General features: G+C 56.9%; 14 protein-coding genes. 8 read left to right on the plus strand and 6 right to left on the minus strand.

Annotation, left to right across the window (positions count from 1 at the left end):
• The first annotated feature begins 11 nt into the window (after positions 1-11).
• From AVO41_RS01730 to AVO41_RS01765, 8 genes are all read left to right on the plus strand, one after another.
• On the plus strand, positions 12-1,340 hold the full coding sequence (locus AVO41_RS01730; RefSeq protein WP_068581690.1) for a nodulation protein NfeD: 1,329 nt from the start codon (positions 12-14) through the stop codon (positions 1,338-1,340).
• Positions 1,340-2,086 (plus strand): slipin family protein, encoded by a 747-nt coding sequence (locus AVO41_RS01735; protein ID WP_068583203.1) that lies wholly within the window; start codon positions 1,340-1,342, stop codon positions 2,084-2,086. Before AVO41_RS01730 ends, AVO41_RS01735 begins: the two co-directional genes overlap by 1 nt.
• Positions 2,087-2,115: 29 nt before the next feature.
• A complete protein-coding gene (locus AVO41_RS01740; protein WP_068581693.1) occupies positions 2,116-2,499 on the plus strand; it encodes an STAS/SEC14 domain-containing protein in 384 nt (127 codons plus the stop codon).
• Between the two features lie 19 nt (positions 2,500-2,518).
• On the plus strand, positions 2,519-3,316 hold the full coding sequence (locus tag AVO41_RS01745) for a zinc-dependent peptidase (protein WP_068581698.1): 798 nt from the start codon (positions 2,519-2,521) through the stop codon (positions 3,314-3,316).
• A gap of 329 nt (positions 3,317-3,645) precedes the next feature.
• Positions 3,646-4,674 (plus strand): Fe(3+) ABC transporter substrate-binding protein, encoded by a 1,029-nt coding sequence (locus AVO41_RS01750; protein ID WP_068581701.1) that lies wholly within the window; start codon positions 3,646-3,648, stop codon positions 4,672-4,674.
• A gap of 20 nt (positions 4,675-4,694) precedes the next feature.
• A complete protein-coding gene (locus AVO41_RS01755; protein WP_068581704.1) occupies positions 4,695-6,329 on the plus strand; it encodes an iron ABC transporter permease in 1,635 nt (544 codons plus the stop codon).
• Positions 6,322-7,410 (plus strand): ABC transporter ATP-binding protein, encoded by a 1,089-nt coding sequence (locus tag AVO41_RS01760; protein ID WP_068581707.1) that lies wholly within the window; start codon positions 6,322-6,324, stop codon positions 7,408-7,410. The genes AVO41_RS01755 and AVO41_RS01760 overlap by 8 nt, the downstream gene beginning before the upstream one ends.
• Positions 7,391-8,596 carry a cytochrome-c peroxidase gene (locus AVO41_RS01765; protein ID WP_082676421.1) on the plus strand — a complete coding sequence of 402 codons (1,206 nt, stop codon included), beginning with the start codon at positions 7,391-7,393 and terminating at the stop codon, positions 8,594-8,596. Before AVO41_RS01760 ends, AVO41_RS01765 begins: the two co-directional genes overlap by 20 nt.
• A gap of 11 nt (positions 8,597-8,607) precedes the next feature.
• Here AVO41_RS01765 and AVO41_RS01770 read toward each other — a convergent pair whose 3' ends face one another.
• The 6 genes from AVO41_RS01770 to AVO41_RS01795 form a co-directional block, all read right to left on the minus strand.
• Positions 8,608-9,759: a DUF1513 domain-containing protein gene (locus tag AVO41_RS01770; RefSeq protein ID WP_068581710.1), complete on the minus strand. Its 1,152-nt coding sequence runs from the start codon at positions 9,757-9,759 to the stop codon at positions 8,608-8,610.
• A 3-nt stretch (positions 9,760-9,762) separates the two neighbouring features.
• A complete protein-coding gene (locus tag AVO41_RS01775) occupies positions 9,763-10,839 on the minus strand; it encodes an imelysin family protein (RefSeq protein WP_068581713.1) in 1,077 nt (358 codons plus the stop codon).
• A gap of 55 nt (positions 10,840-10,894) precedes the next feature.
• Positions 10,895-12,319, minus strand: a complete 1,425-nt coding sequence (locus AVO41_RS01780) for a di-heme oxidoredictase family protein (protein WP_082676423.1) — start codon at positions 12,317-12,319, stop codon at positions 10,895-10,897.
• Between the two features lie 309 nt (positions 12,320-12,628).
• Positions 12,629-14,074: an imelysin family protein gene (locus AVO41_RS01785; protein WP_068581714.1), complete on the minus strand. Its 1,446-nt coding sequence runs from the start codon at positions 14,072-14,074 to the stop codon at positions 12,629-12,631.
• A 38-nt stretch (positions 14,075-14,112) separates the two neighbouring features.
• Entirely contained in the window at positions 14,113-15,024 is a 912-nt protein-coding gene (locus tag AVO41_RS01790; protein ID WP_068581716.1) for a hypothetical protein, read from the minus strand.
• 242 nt (positions 15,025-15,266) lie between these two features.
• The gene (locus AVO41_RS01795; protein WP_082676425.1) at positions 15,267-16,952 is read right to left on the minus strand and encodes an acetolactate synthase large subunit; all 1,686 of its coding nucleotides are present in this window, start codon (positions 16,950-16,952) and stop codon (positions 15,267-15,269) included.
• Between the last annotated feature and the right edge of the window lie 28 nt (positions 16,953-16,980).

The following is a 16,980-nucleotide window of genomic DNA, read 5'->3' on the forward strand; positions in this document are numbered from 1 at the left end:
GAGGGTCGCGCATGAAACGAGTGATTCATCGACTCGGCCTGTTGGCAATGCTTTGGTTTGCCAGCGCGTCCGCACTCGCCGACACCACGCGGGTGCAATGGCTGACCCTGGAGGGCCCGGTGAACCCGGGCACGGAGGCTTATCTTACAAAAGCGCTGTCTCAGGCCAAAACAGAGGGCGTTGATCTGACCGTGCTGAGGCTCAACACGCCGGGTGGGTTGGGCTCGTCCATGCGAGAAATGGTCCAGCAAATTGCCAATGCGCCCGTGCCGGTGGTGGTTTGGGTCGGACCCAGTGGCGCTCGAGCGACCAGCGCAGGCACCTTTCTGGTGGCGGCCAGTCATCGAGCGGTGATGGCGCCGGGCACGCATCTGGGTTCGGCCACGCCGGTGTCTCTGGGCGAAGGGGAAACGCCCAGTGCCAAACAGACCAAAGCGATTGAAGACGCCGCCGCCCTGATCAAAGGGCTGGCCGAACAGCGCGGGCGCAATGCCGACTGGTTTCAAAAGGCGGTCGCCGAGGGAGTCAGCCTGACCGCTCAGCAAGCGTTGGATCAGGGTGTGATCGAACAGATGGCGGGGTCACGCAACGAATTACTGCAAGCGCTTGACGGGGTGACACTGGCCTTTCAAGGTAAAACCGTCGCGCTGAGCACGGATTCGGTGCAATCGGTCGAGCGACCGCCGGACTGGCAGGAACGGTTTCTTGCCGTGATCACGCAGCCCAACCTGGTCTATCTGTTACTGCTGATCGGTTTCTATGGGCTGGTGCTGGAATTTCTCAATCCCGGTATTGTGTTTTCCGGTGTCATCGGGGCGGTGGCGCTGGTGCTGGCCTTGTATGGCTTGCACTGGTTGCCGGTGAACTGGGCCGGTCTGCTGTTGATCGGACTGGGCTTGGCGTTTATGGTGGCCGAAGCGTATCAGCCCAGTTTCGGACTCTTGGGGTTGGGCGGCGTTGCTGCTCTGGCCACGGGTTCGGTGCTGTTGCTCGACATTCAGGCCCCCGGTTATGGCATTGATCCATCACTGATTGTCGTGATGACGCTGGTGTCTCTGGTGCTGGTGGTGGGCGTGGCCTGGCTGGCCATGAAAGCGATGCATCGGCACCAGGTTGCTGGTCGTGAAGGCCTGGTGGGGGAGGTTGTCACGGCTCTGGCGGACTTTGATCGGAAAGGGCCGGTGTTGGCCCAGGGAGAGCACTGGCAGGCGCAGACCCAGGTGCCGATCAAGCAGGGCAGCCGCCTGACGGTGGTTGGACTGGACGGATTGGTGTTACAGGTTCGCCCCGCTGATGAGGCGAGCGACAACACAGTCAAGGAGAGCAAGGAGGCCCAATGATGTTCGGTTACGGATGGATTGTATTGATTGTTCTGGTGCTGCTGTTTTTGTTCAGCGCCATTCGCATTTTGCGTGAATACGAGCGTGGGGTGATTTTCATGCTCGGGCGTTTTTACAAAGTGAAAGGGCCAGGGTTGATTCTGGTGGTCCCGATCATTCAGCAGATGGAAAAAGTGGACCTGCGCACCGTGGTGATGGATGTGCCCAGCCAGGACGTGATTTCGCGCGACAACGTCTCCGTGCATGTGAATGCCGTGGTGTATTTTCGGGTGATTGACCCGGAAAAAGCGATCATTCAGGTCGAATATTTCCACGATGCCGTGAGTCAGTTGGCCCAGACCACCTTGCGTTCGGTGCTGGGCCAGCATGAGCTGGACGAAATGCTGTCGGAGCGCGAGCGCCTGAATGCCGACATTCAGGATTCGCTGGATCAGCAGACCGATGCCTGGGGCATTAAGGTCAGCAATGTGGAAATCAAGCACGTCGATCTGGATGAGAGCATGATCCGGGCGATTGCCAAGCAGGCGGAAGCAGAACGTTCGCGTCGGGCCAAGGTGATTCATGCCGAAGGCGAAATGCAGGCCTCGCAAAAACTGCAGGAAGCCGCCGAAATTCTGTCGCACCAGCCTCAGGCGCTGCAGTTGCGTTACCTGCAGACCTTGACCGAGATTGCCAATGACCGCTCCAACACCATTGTGTTTCCGCTGGACATGATGGAAAACCTGATCAAACAGCTGAAATCCTGAGGCATTCGTGATGACGGAGGAGGCAAGCAATGCCGATTGAAAAACATGGGGTGTCGCTGGGCATCCAGCGCACCGGCTCACAATTTTTTCTGCGCCTGGCCGCCGTGGGGCAGTTGACCCACGAAGATTATGAAATGATCACGCCCATGATTGAGTCCGCGCTGGACGGGGTCAAAGAGGCCAAAATGAATGTGCTGGCCGATCTGACCGAGATGGAGGGCTGGGATCTGCACGCGGCCTGGGATGATTTTCGTCTGGGCATGAAGCATCGTCAAGCGTTTGAAAAAATTGCCATCCTGGGGCATAAAAAATGGCAGGCGTATGCGGCAAAGGTGGGCAACTGGTTTGTCGCTGGGGACGTCGAGTACTTCGAAGACGAAGCCGCGGCGCTGGCCTGGCTGCAGTCCAGCTGAAGCCGTTGGAGATGCGTCTTTGCTGAACTTTTTGCGGCGCTGGCGTCACTGGCGGCGTCAGCGTTTTTTACAGCGTCATGGCATTGAACACGCACTTTGGGCCGAGCACATGCGCAGACCCTTGTTTGCCGGGTTGAGCGCGGTGGAACGGGCCCGTTTGCGTGAGCTGGCCAGTGTGTTTGTGTATAAAAAACACTGGCAGGCCAAAGAAGCGCAACCGCTGACGCTCTGGCACCAAGCATTGATTGCGGCGCAAGCCTGTCTGCCGGTGCTGCATTTGGATGAGCGTCGTCTGCGCGGCTGGCATGACGTGATTGTGTACCCGGCGCCTTTCTGGGCCGAGCACGAACAGGTGGATGAAGCCGGAGTTGTCACCGATCAGCCTGGATGGCTGGAAGGCGAAGCCTGGTTGGATGGGCCTTTGGTCCTGGACTGGCGGACCATCGAACAGGAGACGAGCACGACTCACCCCCACCGATCGGTGATTGTGCATGAAATCGCCCACAAACTGGACATGGGCAATGGGCGTGCCAATGGCATGCCACCTTTGCATCCAGAGCAATCGCGCCCGGACTGGACCCGTATCTTTTCCCGTCATTATGAACACCTGCATGAACAGGTTGAGCAGGGCGTTGGACATCATTTTCTGGATGCGTATGCGGCCACGGAGCCCGCGGAATTTTTCGCGGTGGTCAGTGAATATTTCTTTTGTCAGCCGCATGCCCTTCACCAGCATCACCCTGATCTCTACGCTCAGTTGCAGCATTTCTATCGGCAGGACCCCCGTCACCGGCTGCCCAAACCCCTCCGTGCTTAGCCCGAATATTTCACAAATTTGCACCGACCTTGCTTGCCCCTTGATTCCACAAGCAATATTTTCTCAATCGGTCGTAATCATGGATACGACGCTTCTTCGGAAATTTCCTTGTAAAAACAAGATCCTGCGCAATCTCAGCACAAATTCATGAAACATTCGGGTTAGCACCTTGTAAAAATAACCAGGCCTGGTTAAAAAAAGACTTGTAAATAACAATAATTAGCATTTACAATGTGTTTCATTGTTCGATTTGACGAACGCACATGGTTCCAACCTCATTGCAAAACGCCCGCATTTGGGTGTGAAGTGAACTCAAAAAGGAGAGGGGTATGAAATTTTCGCGTATGATCACCGGTTGTCTGGCTGTCGCCCTGGCATTGCCTTTGAATGTGGCCACGGCGTCGGCCGAAGAAGTGAATGTTTATTCGGCTCGAAAAGAGCAGTTGATCAAACCCTTGCTGGATGAATTCAGTCGTGAAACCGGTATTGAAGTGAATCTGATCACCTCCAAAGCGGATGCCCTACTCAAGCGTCTGGAGACGGAAGGCGAAAGTTCTCCGGCGGATGTCCTGGTCACCACGGATGCGGGTCGTCTGCACCGTGCCAAGGAAGCGGGCGTATTGCAGCCTGCCATGACGGAGGCACTGCAGTCAAAATTGCCTGTGAACCTTCAGGACAAAGACAACTACTGGGTGGGACTGACCACTCGAGCGCGCGTGATTGTGTATGCCAAAGATCGGGTGAATCCGGCGGAACTGAGTACATATGAAGCCCTGGCGGATGACAAGTGGCGCAACCGCATTTGTATCCGTTCGTCCAATAATATTTATAACCAGTCACTGGTCGCCTCGATGATTGCGCATCGCGGTGCTGACGCAACGGAAGAATGGGCCAAAGGTCTGGTTAAAAACATGGCGCGCAAACCTGCGGGCGGTGATCGGGATCAGATCAAAGCCGTGGCAGCCGGTCAGTGTGATGTGGCTGTGGTCAACACCTATTATCTTGGCAAAATGATTCATAGCCCGGATGCCGCCCAACAGGATGCGGCGGATCAGGTGGCGATCTTCTGGCCGAATCAGTCGGACCGGGGCACCCACGTGAATGTCAGCGGCATTGCGGTCACCAAAGCGGCCGACAACAAAGACAATGCCTTGAAGCTGATTGAGTTTATGCTCTCCAAGAACGCTCAGAAATGGTACGCCGAAGTCAATCACGAATACCCAGTGGTCGAAGGTGTGGCCTGGAGTGACACGCTCAAAGACTGGGGTCAGTTCGAGTCGGATGCCCTGAACCTGAGCCGTTTGGGTGAGTTGAACACCCAGGCCTTGCGCATCATGGACCGAGCCGGATGGCGTTAAACGAATGAGACAGGTCTGATATGCGCTTTCTGCGCGGCTTACCAGGCTGGGGTTGGTTGACCTTGGCACTGATTATTCTGATGAGCACCCCCTTGTGGGTGCTTTTCAGTTTTGTGTTTGAGCCCACAAATGCGACCTGGTCGCATTTGTCAGAGACGCTGTTGCCACAATATGTGGCCAACTCGATCTGGCTGATGCTGGGCGTCGGCGTGGGCACGCTGCTGCTTGGGGTGCCGACGGCCTGGTTTGTCAGTCAGTACGAATTTCGGGGGCGGCAACTCTTTCAGTGGGCCTTGCTGTTGCCCATGGCGATGCCGGCCTACATCATCGCGTACACGTATACCGGTCTGCTGGTGTTTGAAGGGCCGGTGCAATCGGCGCTACGCGAGGTGGTGCCGTTGACGATGATGCGGGCCTTTTTCCCGGAAATCCGCTCGCTCGGCGGCGCCATTGTGATGTTTTCACTGGTGTTATACCCTTATGTTTACTTGCTCAGTCGCGCGGCCTTTGCCAACCACAGCCAGCAGGCGATGGATGCCAGTCGTCTGCTCGGGGCCGGACCGGTACGCAGCTTTTTTCAGGTGGCGTTGCCCATGGCGCGTCCGGCGATCATTGCCGGGCTGACGTTAGCGTTGATGGAAACGCTGGCTGATTTCGGCACGGTGGAGCATTTTGGCGTGGCGGCCTTTACTACCGGCATTTACCGTACCTGGACCGGGTTTGGGGATACGGTCACCACCGCCCATTTGTCTTTGCTGCTGCTGGCGTTTGTGTTGACGTTGATGGCGGTGGAACTTTGGTCACGCCGTCAGGCGCGTTATTTTGCCTTGTCTGCGCCCCGGCCGGCGGCCCATTTGCCGCGTCTTAGAGGCCGGGGCGCATGGCTTGCCGTTTTCTGGTGCAGTCTGCCTGTGGTGTTTGGGTTCCTGGTGCCGGGCGGTCAGTTGTTGTACTGGGCGGTGGCGACCGCAGAGACCGGGCTGAACGCTGAGTTTGCGTTGCTGGTCTGGAACAGTTTCTATCTGGCGCTGATTGCCGGCCTGGTGGTGGTCGCACTGGCGGTGTGGATGGCGTATGCCAAGCGGCTGTTTCCGCATCCGATGGTACGGGGTACCACACGGGTGGCGATGCTCGGTTATGCCGTGCCCGGCACCGTGCTCGCCGTTGCGGTGATGATTCCGTTTGCCTGGGTGGATCAGCAGATCAATGCCTGGGTGCAAACGCATTTTGGGGTCTCCGTCGGTCTGTTGTTGTCGGGGACCCTGTTTGCGCTGGTGTTTGCCTATGCGTTCCGCTTTCTGTCGGTGGCGTTGCAAACCGTGGACGCGGGGCTGCAACGGATCAAACCCAGCATGGATGAGTCGGCCCGGATGCTGGGCGCCAATGCCACGGAAATACTGGGGCGCATTCATTTGCCGTTGCTGCGCACCAGTCTGCTCACCGCCTTTATCCTGGTGTTTGTGGAAGTGCTCAAAGAGCTGCCCATGACCTTGATTTTGCGCCCGTTCGACTTTAATACACTGGCGGTGCGTGCCTATGAGATGGCCGCAGATGAGCGTCTGGCCGATGCCGGACTGCCCGCGTTGCTGATTGTGCTCACCGGCATCCTTCCGGTGATCTACCTCAGTCGTTTGATTGGAAAATCGCATGCATGAATTAATGATTTCTCAACTGTCGGTGGCCCACGGTGCCGACAAGGTGCTCAAAGATGTGAACCTGCGCATTGACCCGGGACAGATCGGCTGTCTGCTCGGTCCCAGTGGCTGTGGCAAAACCACCTTGTTGCGCAGCATTGCCGGTTTGCAGGCGGTGCAAAGCGGGTCGGTTGCGCTGGAAGGCACGGAGCTGACCCGTCCCGGGTTTCAGGTGCCGCCTGAGAAGCGCCACATTGGCATGGTGTTTCAGGATTTTGCTTTGTTCCCGCATTTAACCGTGGCGCAAAATGTTGGCTATGGCTTGAGAAACCTGAAGGCGTCAGAGCGTGAGGCCCGGGTTCAGGCACTGCTGTCACTGGTGGGGCTGCCTGATAATGGCAAGCGGTACCCGCATCAGTTATCCGGCGGTCAGCAGCAGCGGGTGGCCCTGGCGCGTGCGTTGGCGCCCAAGCCTGCCGTCTTGTTGCTGGATGAGCCGTTTTCCGGCCTGGATGTGGAACTGCGGGAATCGCTGGCACGTGAGGTACGCCATATTTTGAAAAGCGAAGGCATGACCGCCTTGATGGTGACGCACAACCAGAACGAAGCCTTTGCCATGGCCGACCGGGTCGGCGTGATGCAGGAGGGTCGTCTTCTGCAGTGGGACACGCCTTACAACCTTTATCACGAACCCCATCATGCGTTCATTGCCGACTTCATCGGCCAGGGGGTGCTGATTACCGGCTCGGTCTGTGATTGCCATCTGGTGCACACCGAGCTGGGGCTGCTCAAAGCCCATTTGCCGCTGGGGTCGCAACCGGGAGAGGCGGTCTCGGTCCTGGTGCGTCCGGATGATATTTTGCATGATGATGCCAGTGACTGGCAGCTGGAAGTGGTCAACCGGGCCTTTCGTGGGTCTCACTTTCTGTACACGCTCAAACTGCCCAGTGATGAGCTGGTGTTGTGTATGAGTCAGTCCCACCACGATCACCCGATTGGGACCAAGATCGGGATTCGTCTGGAAATGGATCACGCGGTGGTGTTTCATCATCAGCGCAATTTCGAAAACGAAGTGGTGCAGGATGTTACGCAACAGGATTAGTCTCGTCGGTCTTTCGCTGATGGTGGCGGTGTTGGCCGGCTGCCAGAACACCCCGAGTGCCGATCATGGCTCCGATTTGACCGAAGCGGAACTGGGGCGCTTGCTGTTTTTTGATGCCAACCTGTCGCACAATCGAAAACAGTCTTGCGCGACCTGTCACAATCCGGCTGAGGGCTTTGTGGACACACGTCGGGATGAAAACGGCGAGATTCGACCGGTCTCACTGGGCACGGATGAACACTCACTGGGCACGCGCAATGCGCCCACCGTCACCTATGCCGCTTTTGCGCCCGATTTTCACTGGGGCAGGCATGCCCGGTTCAATTCTCAGCAACCGGACTACGAAGGGTATGTGGGCGGTCAGTTTCATGATGGGCGGGCCAAAGATCTGGCCGAGCAGGCGGGTGGCCCGCCGTTGAACCCGGTGGAAATGCAGATGCCGGGCAAAGGTTTTGTGGTCGAGCGCCTGCAGGAAAACCCTTTGTACGTTCAGGCGTTTCAGCGTTTTTACGGCACCGATATTTTCGAGCAACCGGCGCAGGCGTTTACTGCCATGACCCGAGCGATTGAAGCCTTTGAGAAAACGCCCGAGGTTTCCCCTTTTGATTCCAAATACGACCGGGTGCTGCGAGGCGAAGCCGAGTTCAGCTTTAAGGAGCGTTCGGGCAAAGCCCTGTTTTTTTCCCAGCAGTTTACCAATTGCGCCACCTGTCATCAGGCCAGACCCAACGGGCATGTACGCGAGACCTTCACCAATTTTGAATACCATAACATCGGGGTTCCGCCCAATCCGGCGTTGACGTTGGAGGCGCCTGATCCAGGGTTGCTCGCCAACCCGGCGGTGGATGATCCGGCGCATCGCGGCAAGTTTAAAGTGCCGACGTTGCGCAATGTCGCCGTCACCGGCCCTTATATGCACAATGGCGTCTTCAAAGACCTGCGCACAGTGATCGAGTTTTACGATCATTTCCTGATGGGGTCCCAGCACACCCAGAACCCCGAAACTCACCAGGCCTGGTCAAAACCGGCCGTGCCGCAGACCCTGGCGGAGACCGAACTGAAAGACGGGCGTAAACTCAAGCCCATTCAGGTGGAACAGTTGGTGTGTTTTCTGAGAACCCTGACTGACCAGCGTTACGAGCACCTGATTGAGGAAAACGGCATCCAGTGTGCCGACCCCGACTGAACGGGAAGGCGTCAGCCGATGGTCAACATGTGATTGTCCCAGGCCACTTTGGGTAAGTGTTGGCGTCGGTCCACCCGTTCCTGCAGGGTATGCGCATCCACTTCGTGCACGGCGCCGAATGAATTGGTCAGCACGAAGCCATCCTTGGCCCCGTTCAGGGCCAGTCCGCAGACGTCTTTCATGGCATGATGCCCCGCAAAATCACCGCTGTCGAGGTGCCAGAAGGCCGCCAGATCGCCTTTGGGGCTGGTGAACCCAACCAGACGACTCTGATCTGAGAGGGTGACACTGCCCACATAATCGTGCAGCTGGCGCACCACGAAATCCGGCTGGCTGAGAAAACGGGGGGATTGCCCGAGTGTGTGCAGCGCCGTCAGGGGGAACAGCCGGTCATGGTGGCAAGCCTGACGCTGCAGTTGCATGCCGAAGGCGACGGTGCCGTCGGCGGCCACGTCCAGATGGCGAATGCTCGCTTTGCTCTCAGGCGGCTGGATTTGCTCGACGATTTCCCCCGTGTGGTAGTTCAGATAGGTCAGATTGGGGGCCATGGTGGCCAGATTGAGTTTTTTACGGCCCTGTTCCGGTCGGGTCAGAATGCCGCCGTTGGCGATGACCAGATGACGGTCATCGACGCGTTTGAGTTCGTGCGGTCCGACGCCACCGGACTCGAACTCGCCCAACCACCGGTAGGTGTGGGCGTCGCGAATGCCAATCACACCGACATTGCGATCCAGATCCGCCTCGGTGGTAAACAGGGTTTTTCCGTCGGCGCTGAAGGCACCGTGCCCGAAAAAATGGCGGTTTTCCGGTGTCTGAAATCGTTGGGTGATGGCCCCGCTGCGCAGATTGACTTCAATGGATTCACGCCCGGGGCGGCGGGCAAACATCAGGACCGTATCGGGCTTCGTGGGGTGCTCGGCCCCACCATGGCCGCGAAAGCCGCTGAGGCCGGTTGTCAAGACTGGTCCCTGGCTCAGGTTCAGTTCCGCGCCAAACCCAAACGTGTCGGCCTTTGCCCCCTGGGGTGAGAACCACCCTTGCAAAGGGTCATGAATGGGGCTGTCGGATTGCGACAGCGTCTGGGCAAACAGTTTGGGCGAGGTGGCGAGGACACTGCCCGCGATCAGGGTCCGCAGCAAGTGGCGACGGGTCAGATCATTCATGGTTTAATCTCCATCGGTAAAGTTCATGCCGAGGTTGACGCCCATGGCTTCCGGTAAGGGACGCTCCAGTTGTTTCATCAATGTGTAGTAGCTCGAGCGCATGGCCTCGCGATCCAGAGCCTCTGTGGCTTGGCGTGCCTGATCCAGCGTTTGCATGAGGGTCTGGGCCAACTCGGTGTGGCCAGCTTTGCGGGCGTAGTCGATCAAGCCCGCGCCGCTGTCACCGGCAGTCAGAAGCGTCTCGACCTCATTCAAACCCGCGAGCAGGTTGGCGCGGGTCAGATCGGACAAAGTGGCGTCCAGATGACCGTTGATCTGGCGTTGGTTCAGATAACGCAAATAATCCTGCAACGAAAACAGTAGCTTGCCGACGGCGGTTTCTCCGTCGGGCAATTGGTTCTCGACCAGTTGTTGCAGATAGTTCGATTGAGAGGCGTTCCCCTCACTGCTTTGCCACTGTGTCAGAATCGAATCGGCCAGGCGGCGTTGGTGCTGTGTCAGACCAACGAGCAGTTGACAGGCACGCGGCTGTGTTGCCAAAGCGCTGACAAACCGGGGCTCATAGAGCATGACTTCAATGGCCGGCAGTCCGACTTGTGTGAATTTGAGCTGATCAAAATAGGCCTCGTTCAGAGGCATGCTGCCGTTGAGAGCGGTTTCGAACGTGGTCACAATGGTGTCGTGATAATCCTTGCCACGCTGGCGCATCGAATCAACGAAATGAATGCGGGGAAAGAAAAGGTTGTCACGCAAAGGCCCGAAGTCATAGAGCATGGCACGATACCAGGCCGGATAAAGGACTTCGAAGGCGGCTTGCAGCGTGCTCACATCTGGAGTCGGACGCTGGCATTGCTGCCGGCTGGCGTCGGTCAGGGCCTGGGTGGCGGCCTGCCACCGCTCTAATGTGGGCAGGGTCACCGTTTTTAAGGCATGGACGGCCAGATCATGGCGGCCGGCATCATTCAGGGTGATGGCAGGGGCAGGCGGCGTGGATTGGTGCTGAGGCGTCGTGCATCCTTGTAGCAGACTCAGCAGGCCCAACCCTACGAGTAAGCCGGATCGTCGAATGAAAGAGGTCATAGGTGTCTCTCTTGTTGTGCGTGAAACAAAGGTCCGATTATAAAGGCGCGCTGGTTTAAAGGGTTTCAATAAATTTTATCAGCGCCTTGCGCTCGGATTTGGGCAAAGCCATAAAGGCGTCGCGACTGGCCTGGGCTTCGCCGCCATGCCATAAAATCGCTTCTTCTATGGTTCGAGCTCGCCCGTCATGCAGCAGTTGGCCGCTGCCATTGATCTGTTTGCTCAAGCCCACGCCCCACAAAGGCGGGGTTTTCCACTCCCGGCCCGTGGCCTCAAAATCCGGGCGACCATCGGCCAGCGCTTCGCCCATGTCATGCAACAGGCCGTCGGTGTAGGGCCAGATGGTCTGGTGGGCCAGATTCGGATAGCGGTCGGATGGCTGCGTTTGGTAGCTCGGGCGATGACAGACAACGCACTCAAGTCGGGCAAACAGTCTCTGCCCGGTTTTGACCTGATTGGATGTTTGCGCTCGAGCGGCCGGAACACCGATCTGGTGAGTGAAGTCCACGACCTTGTCCAGCAGTTTCCGGGGCAGCTCCACTCCTTCGCGATCATTGCCATGGGGGCCTTTAAGACATTGCGATTGCGTCGTCTCGCAGGGCGGTTCGGGAAAAATCGGGTTGGTGATGCCGACGTCATTGCGAAAGGCCGTGGCCGTCTGCGCTTCGACCGAGGGCTGGTTGGCCTTCCAACCAAAGCGGCCGATTTGCAGGCGTTGCGTGACCGGGTCCCAGACCTGGTTCAATCGCCCGGAAATGCGCGGGTGGGCCGATTGCGCTTTGGCATTGGCGCGCAGCTCTGAGGCGGGAATCAGGCTCAACAGTCCCACACCGTGCAAAGCAGGGGCATTGCGTAAAGACAAGCGCGTGCCATCCGGCAAAGGCCCATAATGCAGGTTGCTGAGCACCGGGCGCGGGTAACGCAGGGTTAGGGTGGTGCCGTCCGGGTAGGTGACTGGTTTGGTTTGCCATTTGAGTGTGATATTGGCCTCAGGTCGCACATCGTTGGCCTGAAAGGCGACGATCTCTTCGCCGAGCTGGTGTGCCAGCGCAATCGACTGAGATTGAATCTGGTCGCCATAATGCGGTACCGGGCGTACGCCCAGTTGCGGGTCGATCTCGCCAGGCAGACTCAAACGCACGATCCCCTGATGCAGGCGTTCCTTATGATTGTTGGGTAAACGCCCTTTGCCGCCATTGATGTGGCAGGCCAGACAGGTGCGAGCGTTGTAGATGGGGCCCAGGCCATCCCGGGCGGTGGTGGAACTGGGCGCTTTGACCCAGGGTTGATGTGCCAGGGCCTTGCCTGCATAAAACGTTTTTTTGAGGTCTTCAGGAAGATTGGGCGCGGGTTGGATCGAGGAAGCAAAAGGGGTGATGGCCGTGGTGGCCTCGCCGCCGGGCAGGGCCGGGTTGGCAGACAGCCAGATGGGGAACCCGGCGATGAGCGCACTGGATAAAACAAAAGCACGTTGGATCATTCGATTTTAGCCTTCTCCATATCAAAGACGAAGCTTGCTTTTTTACCAGGCCTGGTGGTTTGTTGATTTGAGCAAGTTTTATGTGCTGTGGGCACATTGATGGCTGTGCGATCCTGAAGATGTTCGTTTTTTACACACGTAAAAAATGAACACCTCCGGGCCTGCTGAAGGACCAAGGTTAAGCAACCCCATAAACCCTGGCAAAAAATACGACAGGCCTGGTAAAACGTCTGGCCTAGACGTTTTACCAGGCCTGCCTCAATCGGACTCGGCCGGTCAAGGACAGGTTGATCACAACACGTTTAACGGTTAGTCACATTGTGCGGTCGGATTGCTGGTGTCGCAAGCCGAAGCGTCGGGATCGACCACATTTTTCTCCACGCCCAGCGCTTTGGCCAGCTTGGCGATTTCCGCTGACTGTTTGTTGAGCGAGAGAATGGTATCGCGCATGGGTTTGGCGTCCTCCGACATGGGGTTCATGATCACGACATCGACGGGTGTGCCTTCGCGGGCCAGTCGGTCAATGGCCTGATAGCCCTGCTCGGTGTTGGCAAACTGCGCTTCCAGTTTGGTGCCAAGCTGTGTTTGGCCCAGATCGGCCAGATAATCATCAAAGCCATAGCCTGTCACCACGGTGCCGGCATCCGGTTTGCCGTCAAAGTCGCTGTCATAGCCCTGGTAGTCACCGTAATAACTGTTCTGAATGCCCAGCGCATTGAGCACAATGTCGCGATGGGTGTTGTCAGAAAAGCAGGAATGTTCGTCCTCCTGAGAGTCCGCCGACAGGGCGATTTGCATGCGTTCGCCGGCCAGTTCGCCTTCCGACAGGGTGCCCATGCCAGTGAGAATTTCCGCCATTTTTTCACGACCCTCGGCCAGGGTTGTCACCTGGGTAAACTGGGCGCGGTAGTTGTCGCTTTGTCCCGGGGCCCAGCCATTTTTGACCTGGCGCAGATCATCAATGAGCTTGTCGACGGCGACCGCCAGATAGGTCAGGCGGCGATCGGCCGCATCGTTGTCAGCGTTGGAAATGAAGTCACTGACGGGGCGCTGTCCGCCTTGAGCCAGATTGGGTGCCTGCCAGGTTTTGACCGCTTTTTCACGCTCGCCCTGGGTGTCGGGGCTGGCGTTCCGGTTCAGGTCCTGACCCCATAGCAGAAATTCAATCGCATGGTACCCGGCCAAGACATCATGCTCGTCTTCTGCGGTGGCGGTTTTCGCCAGCAGATCACGGTTGATGGCAATGTCCGGGTTGCCGATGATGGTGTGGTTGAGGTCATCCACGGTGATCGGCTGACCGTCATTAACCGGGGTCTGGTGTTCGGTGACGCCCAGTTGATCATTGCCGAAATCGTTACCGGCCACGGTGTAGTCAATCAGTGCTTCGCCCAATGGCCAAGCATTGATGTCCCCTTCCGGGCCGTCTTCGTCCTGATAATTGGTGGAATCAATCGGGCTCAGACGAAAACGGTACACTTCGGTCTGTCCATAAGGTTCACGCGCGGTCAGCCAAGCTTTTTTTGCCGCCGCCAGGGTGTCATCAGACGGGTTCATGCGCAGGTCAGCAATGGCCGCTTTCAGTTCCAGTGCAGTGGCCAAGGAGTCCGAATAAGCGGCATAGGCCATGTCAGCATTGGTTTGCAGAACCTTCTGAATCTGAGCCAGTTCGGACGCGTTTGAGTGGGTTTGGGTTTGTGCGCACCCCATCAAGGTAACGGAGGTGGCAACAGCCAGAGTCAGTGCTTTGAGTTTCATAACAATCCTTTCAGTTTTCAATCAATCAGATGAGGCGATTAAAATTCGACCGCGAGCATGGCCTGATACAGTTTGTCGTCGGTGTCGGTGTTCTGGTTGTACTCCAGCAGGAAATGGGTGTTGGTGTAGATTTCTTTATTGTAGCCGACAAGGATGTAATCCTGATTTTCGCCATCACGTTGACCGGCCACGGAAAAAGTCCCGACATTCGATTCATAGAAGGCTTCGATGTTATAGCGGGTGTGGTCCTCGACGTCCAGATCGGTGCCTTCGGCAATCAGGCCAAACTGGTTGACGCTTAGAAACGCCGCGCCGGAGTAAGCATTGTCGTCGTCAATTTTGGCGTAGCTGCCGTTAAAGGCCAGATAGTCGTTGACCGGCCAGTAAGCGTTCACACCGCTCAGATCGCCCCAGCCCAGTTCGCTCTGATCCAGGTTGGTGTTGCCATAATAATCGTCATTGATGTAACCATTGTCCGGGTCCACCACGTAGGCGCTGACTTCCAGCGGTCCCAACTGAGTATCAAACCCGATCCCGTTGCCGTTGGGCTCGACCAGGGTCAGAGAATCGGAAATCATCTGCGTCTCGCCGGTGGTGAACGGCACAATCATTTTACCGGCGGTGAGAGTGCCATAACCGGTTGCCAGTCCGATCAGAGCGGTGTCGACTTCAAAATCGGTTTTGTCATCGGTCCCGATGTCTTCTTGCAATAAAACCACTTCACCAAAGATCTGGTCGTTGATGTGAGCGCCCAGGGCGATTTCGACGGTGTCGAGCACGAATTGCGTGTTTTCGCCTTTTTCCACGCCGTTGGCGTCTTCATGTTGGATCGAGGTTTCCAGCAGGCCGCCAAATGAGATTTCGGGTAGAGTGACGCTCTGTGCCTGCGACAGCGGGGCCGTGGCAAACAGCGCAGAAAAGAGGGCGGTTTTCAGGGGCAGGTGTTGCATACAGAACTCCGAACGTTTGTTTTTGTTTTAATATTAATAACGATTCGTATTACGTTATGTTTGAGCGAAGTGTAATGCTAACCGTTCTCGTTTTCAATACTGTTTATTTAAAAAATGCAAAAAAGATGCAAAAGCCATCGAGCCAGCAGGCCTGGTGAAAAATGGATAGGAGGAGATGAGGATCGCCAGGGAGATGACGATCAGTCAAAAACGGCAGGTTGGTTGCGTAAAAAGAGAGCGGTTCAGTCGGTGTTTTGCATGGCCTGCCAGGCGGCCTGGCTTTGTTCTTTGATTTCGTGGTTGAGAATGCGATCATTCTGGCTGTAATCCACCGGCACCTCAATCAGGTGGACGCCGCCCGCTTCGAAACAGGCTTCAATCCGTGGCAGAAAGTCATCGGGTGACTGGATGCGATGGCCGTGGGCGCCATAGCTTTGCGCGTACTCCACAAAATTGGCATTGCCCACATCCAGCCCAAAATCATCAAAGCCCATGTTGGCCTGTTTCCATTTGATCATGCCAAAGGCGTTGTCATTGAGGATGACCACCACCAGATCCAGGTTGAGGCGCACGGCGGTTTCCATTTCCTGCGAGTTCATCATAAAGCCGCCATCCCCGCACACGGCCATGACATGACGCTCCGGGTAGACCAGTTTGGCGGCAATCGCCGAGGGAAGACCGGCCCCCATGGAAGCGAGGGCGTTGTCGAGCAACACCGTGTTGTGGTGATAGGCCAGATAATTGCGCGCAAACCAGATTTTGTAGATGCCATTGTCGAGCGCGATCATGCCGGTGTCGGGCATGTAACGGCGTATGTCGGCCACCACGCGCTGGGGCAACATGGGGAAGCGGTCGTCGGTGGCATGTTTGAGGATGTCTTTGTCGATCAGGCGTTTGGCCTGCATGAAGCAGTCAAAATCCCAGTGGATCTGACGTTCAACCCGCTCTTTGATCTGATAAATGCCATTGCCGATGTCGCCGACGACCTCGGCCTGAGGGAAATAAACCGGGTCGATTTCGGCGTTGGTGAAGTTGATATGAATCACCTTGAAACCGTCGTGCTTCATAAAAAACGGCGGCTTTTCGATCACGTCGTGACCGACATTGATGATCAGGTCTGTGTCATGCAGGGCGCAATGCACAAAGTCGTGGTCGGACAGAGCCGCGCATCCCAGGTATAGGTGATGGCGCTCGTCCACGACGCCCTTGCCCATTTGCGTGGTGAAAAAGGGAATCCCGGTTTTGTCGATGAACTGACGCAGCATTTTGCCCGCGGTCTTGCGGTTGGCGCCCGCGCCGATCAGGATCAACGGGCGTTTGGCCTGTTCGATCAGACTCACTGCGGTGCGTACGGCTTTTTCTTCCGCCAGAGGGCGACGGTGCATGCCTTTTTCAATCACCTGCGAATCAGTGGTTTCGCTGGCAATGTCTTCCGGCAGTTCCAGATGGGTCGCGCCCGGGCGTTCGGTCATGGCCGAACGAAACGCCTCGCGGACCCGGGAGGGAATGTTGTAGCCGCTGTGAATCTGGCAACTGTATTTGGTGATCGGGTGCATCATGTCGACCACGTCAATGATCTGAAACTGGCCCTGCTTGCTGGTTTTGATCGGTTTTTGGCCCGTGATCATGACCATCGGCATGCCACCGAGCTGAGCGTAGGCGGCGGCGGTGACCAGATTGGTGGCGCCGGGCCCCAGCGTGGACAGACACACCCCAGCCATGCCGGTCAGACGTCCGTAGGTGGCGGCCATGAACCCGGCGGCCTGTTCATGCCGGGTCAGCACCAGTTTGATCGATGAGTTTTTTAACGAGTTGAGCAAGTCCAGATTTTCTTCGCCCGGGATGGCAAAAATGTATTCCACGCCTTCGGCTTCCAGCGCTTGAACGAACAGATCGGATGCTTTTTGAGTGGGATGTGGCATGGGCATAAACGTTCCTGTTTTAAGGTGAGTGGAA

The organism is Thiomicrospira sp. WB1 (assembly GCF_001507535.1).
Classification (GTDB): domain Bacteria; phylum Pseudomonadota; class Gammaproteobacteria; order Thiomicrospirales; family Thiomicrospiraceae; genus Hydrogenovibrio.

Coding starts and splice junctions, on each gene's coding strand:
- AVO41_RS01735 (WP_068583203.1), top strand. CDS start 1,340: ATGTTCGGTTACGGATGGATTGTATTGATTGTTCTGGTGCTGCTGTTT.
- AVO41_RS01780 (WP_082676423.1), bottom strand. CDS start 12,319: ATGATCCAACGTGCTTTTGTTTTATCCAGTGCGCTCATCGCCGGGTTC.
- AVO41_RS01765 (WP_082676421.1), top strand. CDS start 7,391: ATGTTACGCAACAGGATTAGTCTCGTCGGTCTTTCGCTGATGGTGGCG.
- AVO41_RS01785 (WP_068581714.1), bottom strand. CDS start 14,074: ATGAAACTCAAAGCACTGACTCTGGCTGTTGCCACCTCCGTTACCTTG.
- AVO41_RS01760 (WP_068581707.1), top strand. CDS start 6,322: ATGCATGAATTAATGATTTCTCAACTGTCGGTGGCCCACGGTGCCGAC.
- AVO41_RS01750 (WP_068581701.1), top strand. CDS start 3,646: ATGAAATTTTCGCGTATGATCACCGGTTGTCTGGCTGTCGCCCTGGCA.
- AVO41_RS01775 (WP_068581713.1), bottom strand. CDS start 10,839: ATGACCTCTTTCATTCGACGATCCGGCTTACTCGTAGGGTTGGGCCTG.
- AVO41_RS01790 (WP_068581716.1), bottom strand. CDS start 15,024: ATGCAACACCTGCCCCTGAAAACCGCCCTCTTTTCTGCGCTGTTTGCC.
- AVO41_RS01730 (WP_068581690.1), top strand. CDS start 12: ATGAAACGAGTGATTCATCGACTCGGCCTGTTGGCAATGCTTTGGTTT.
- AVO41_RS01740 (WP_068581693.1), top strand. CDS start 2,116: ATGCCGATTGAAAAACATGGGGTGTCGCTGGGCATCCAGCGCACCGGC.
- AVO41_RS01770 (WP_068581710.1), bottom strand. CDS start 9,759: ATGAATGATCTGACCCGTCGCCACTTGCTGCGGACCCTGATCGCGGGC.
- AVO41_RS01795 (WP_082676425.1), bottom strand. CDS start 16,952: ATGCCCATGCCACATCCCACTCAAAAAGCATCCGATCTGTTCGTTCAA.
- AVO41_RS01755 (WP_068581704.1), top strand. CDS start 4,695: ATGCGCTTTCTGCGCGGCTTACCAGGCTGGGGTTGGTTGACCTTGGCA.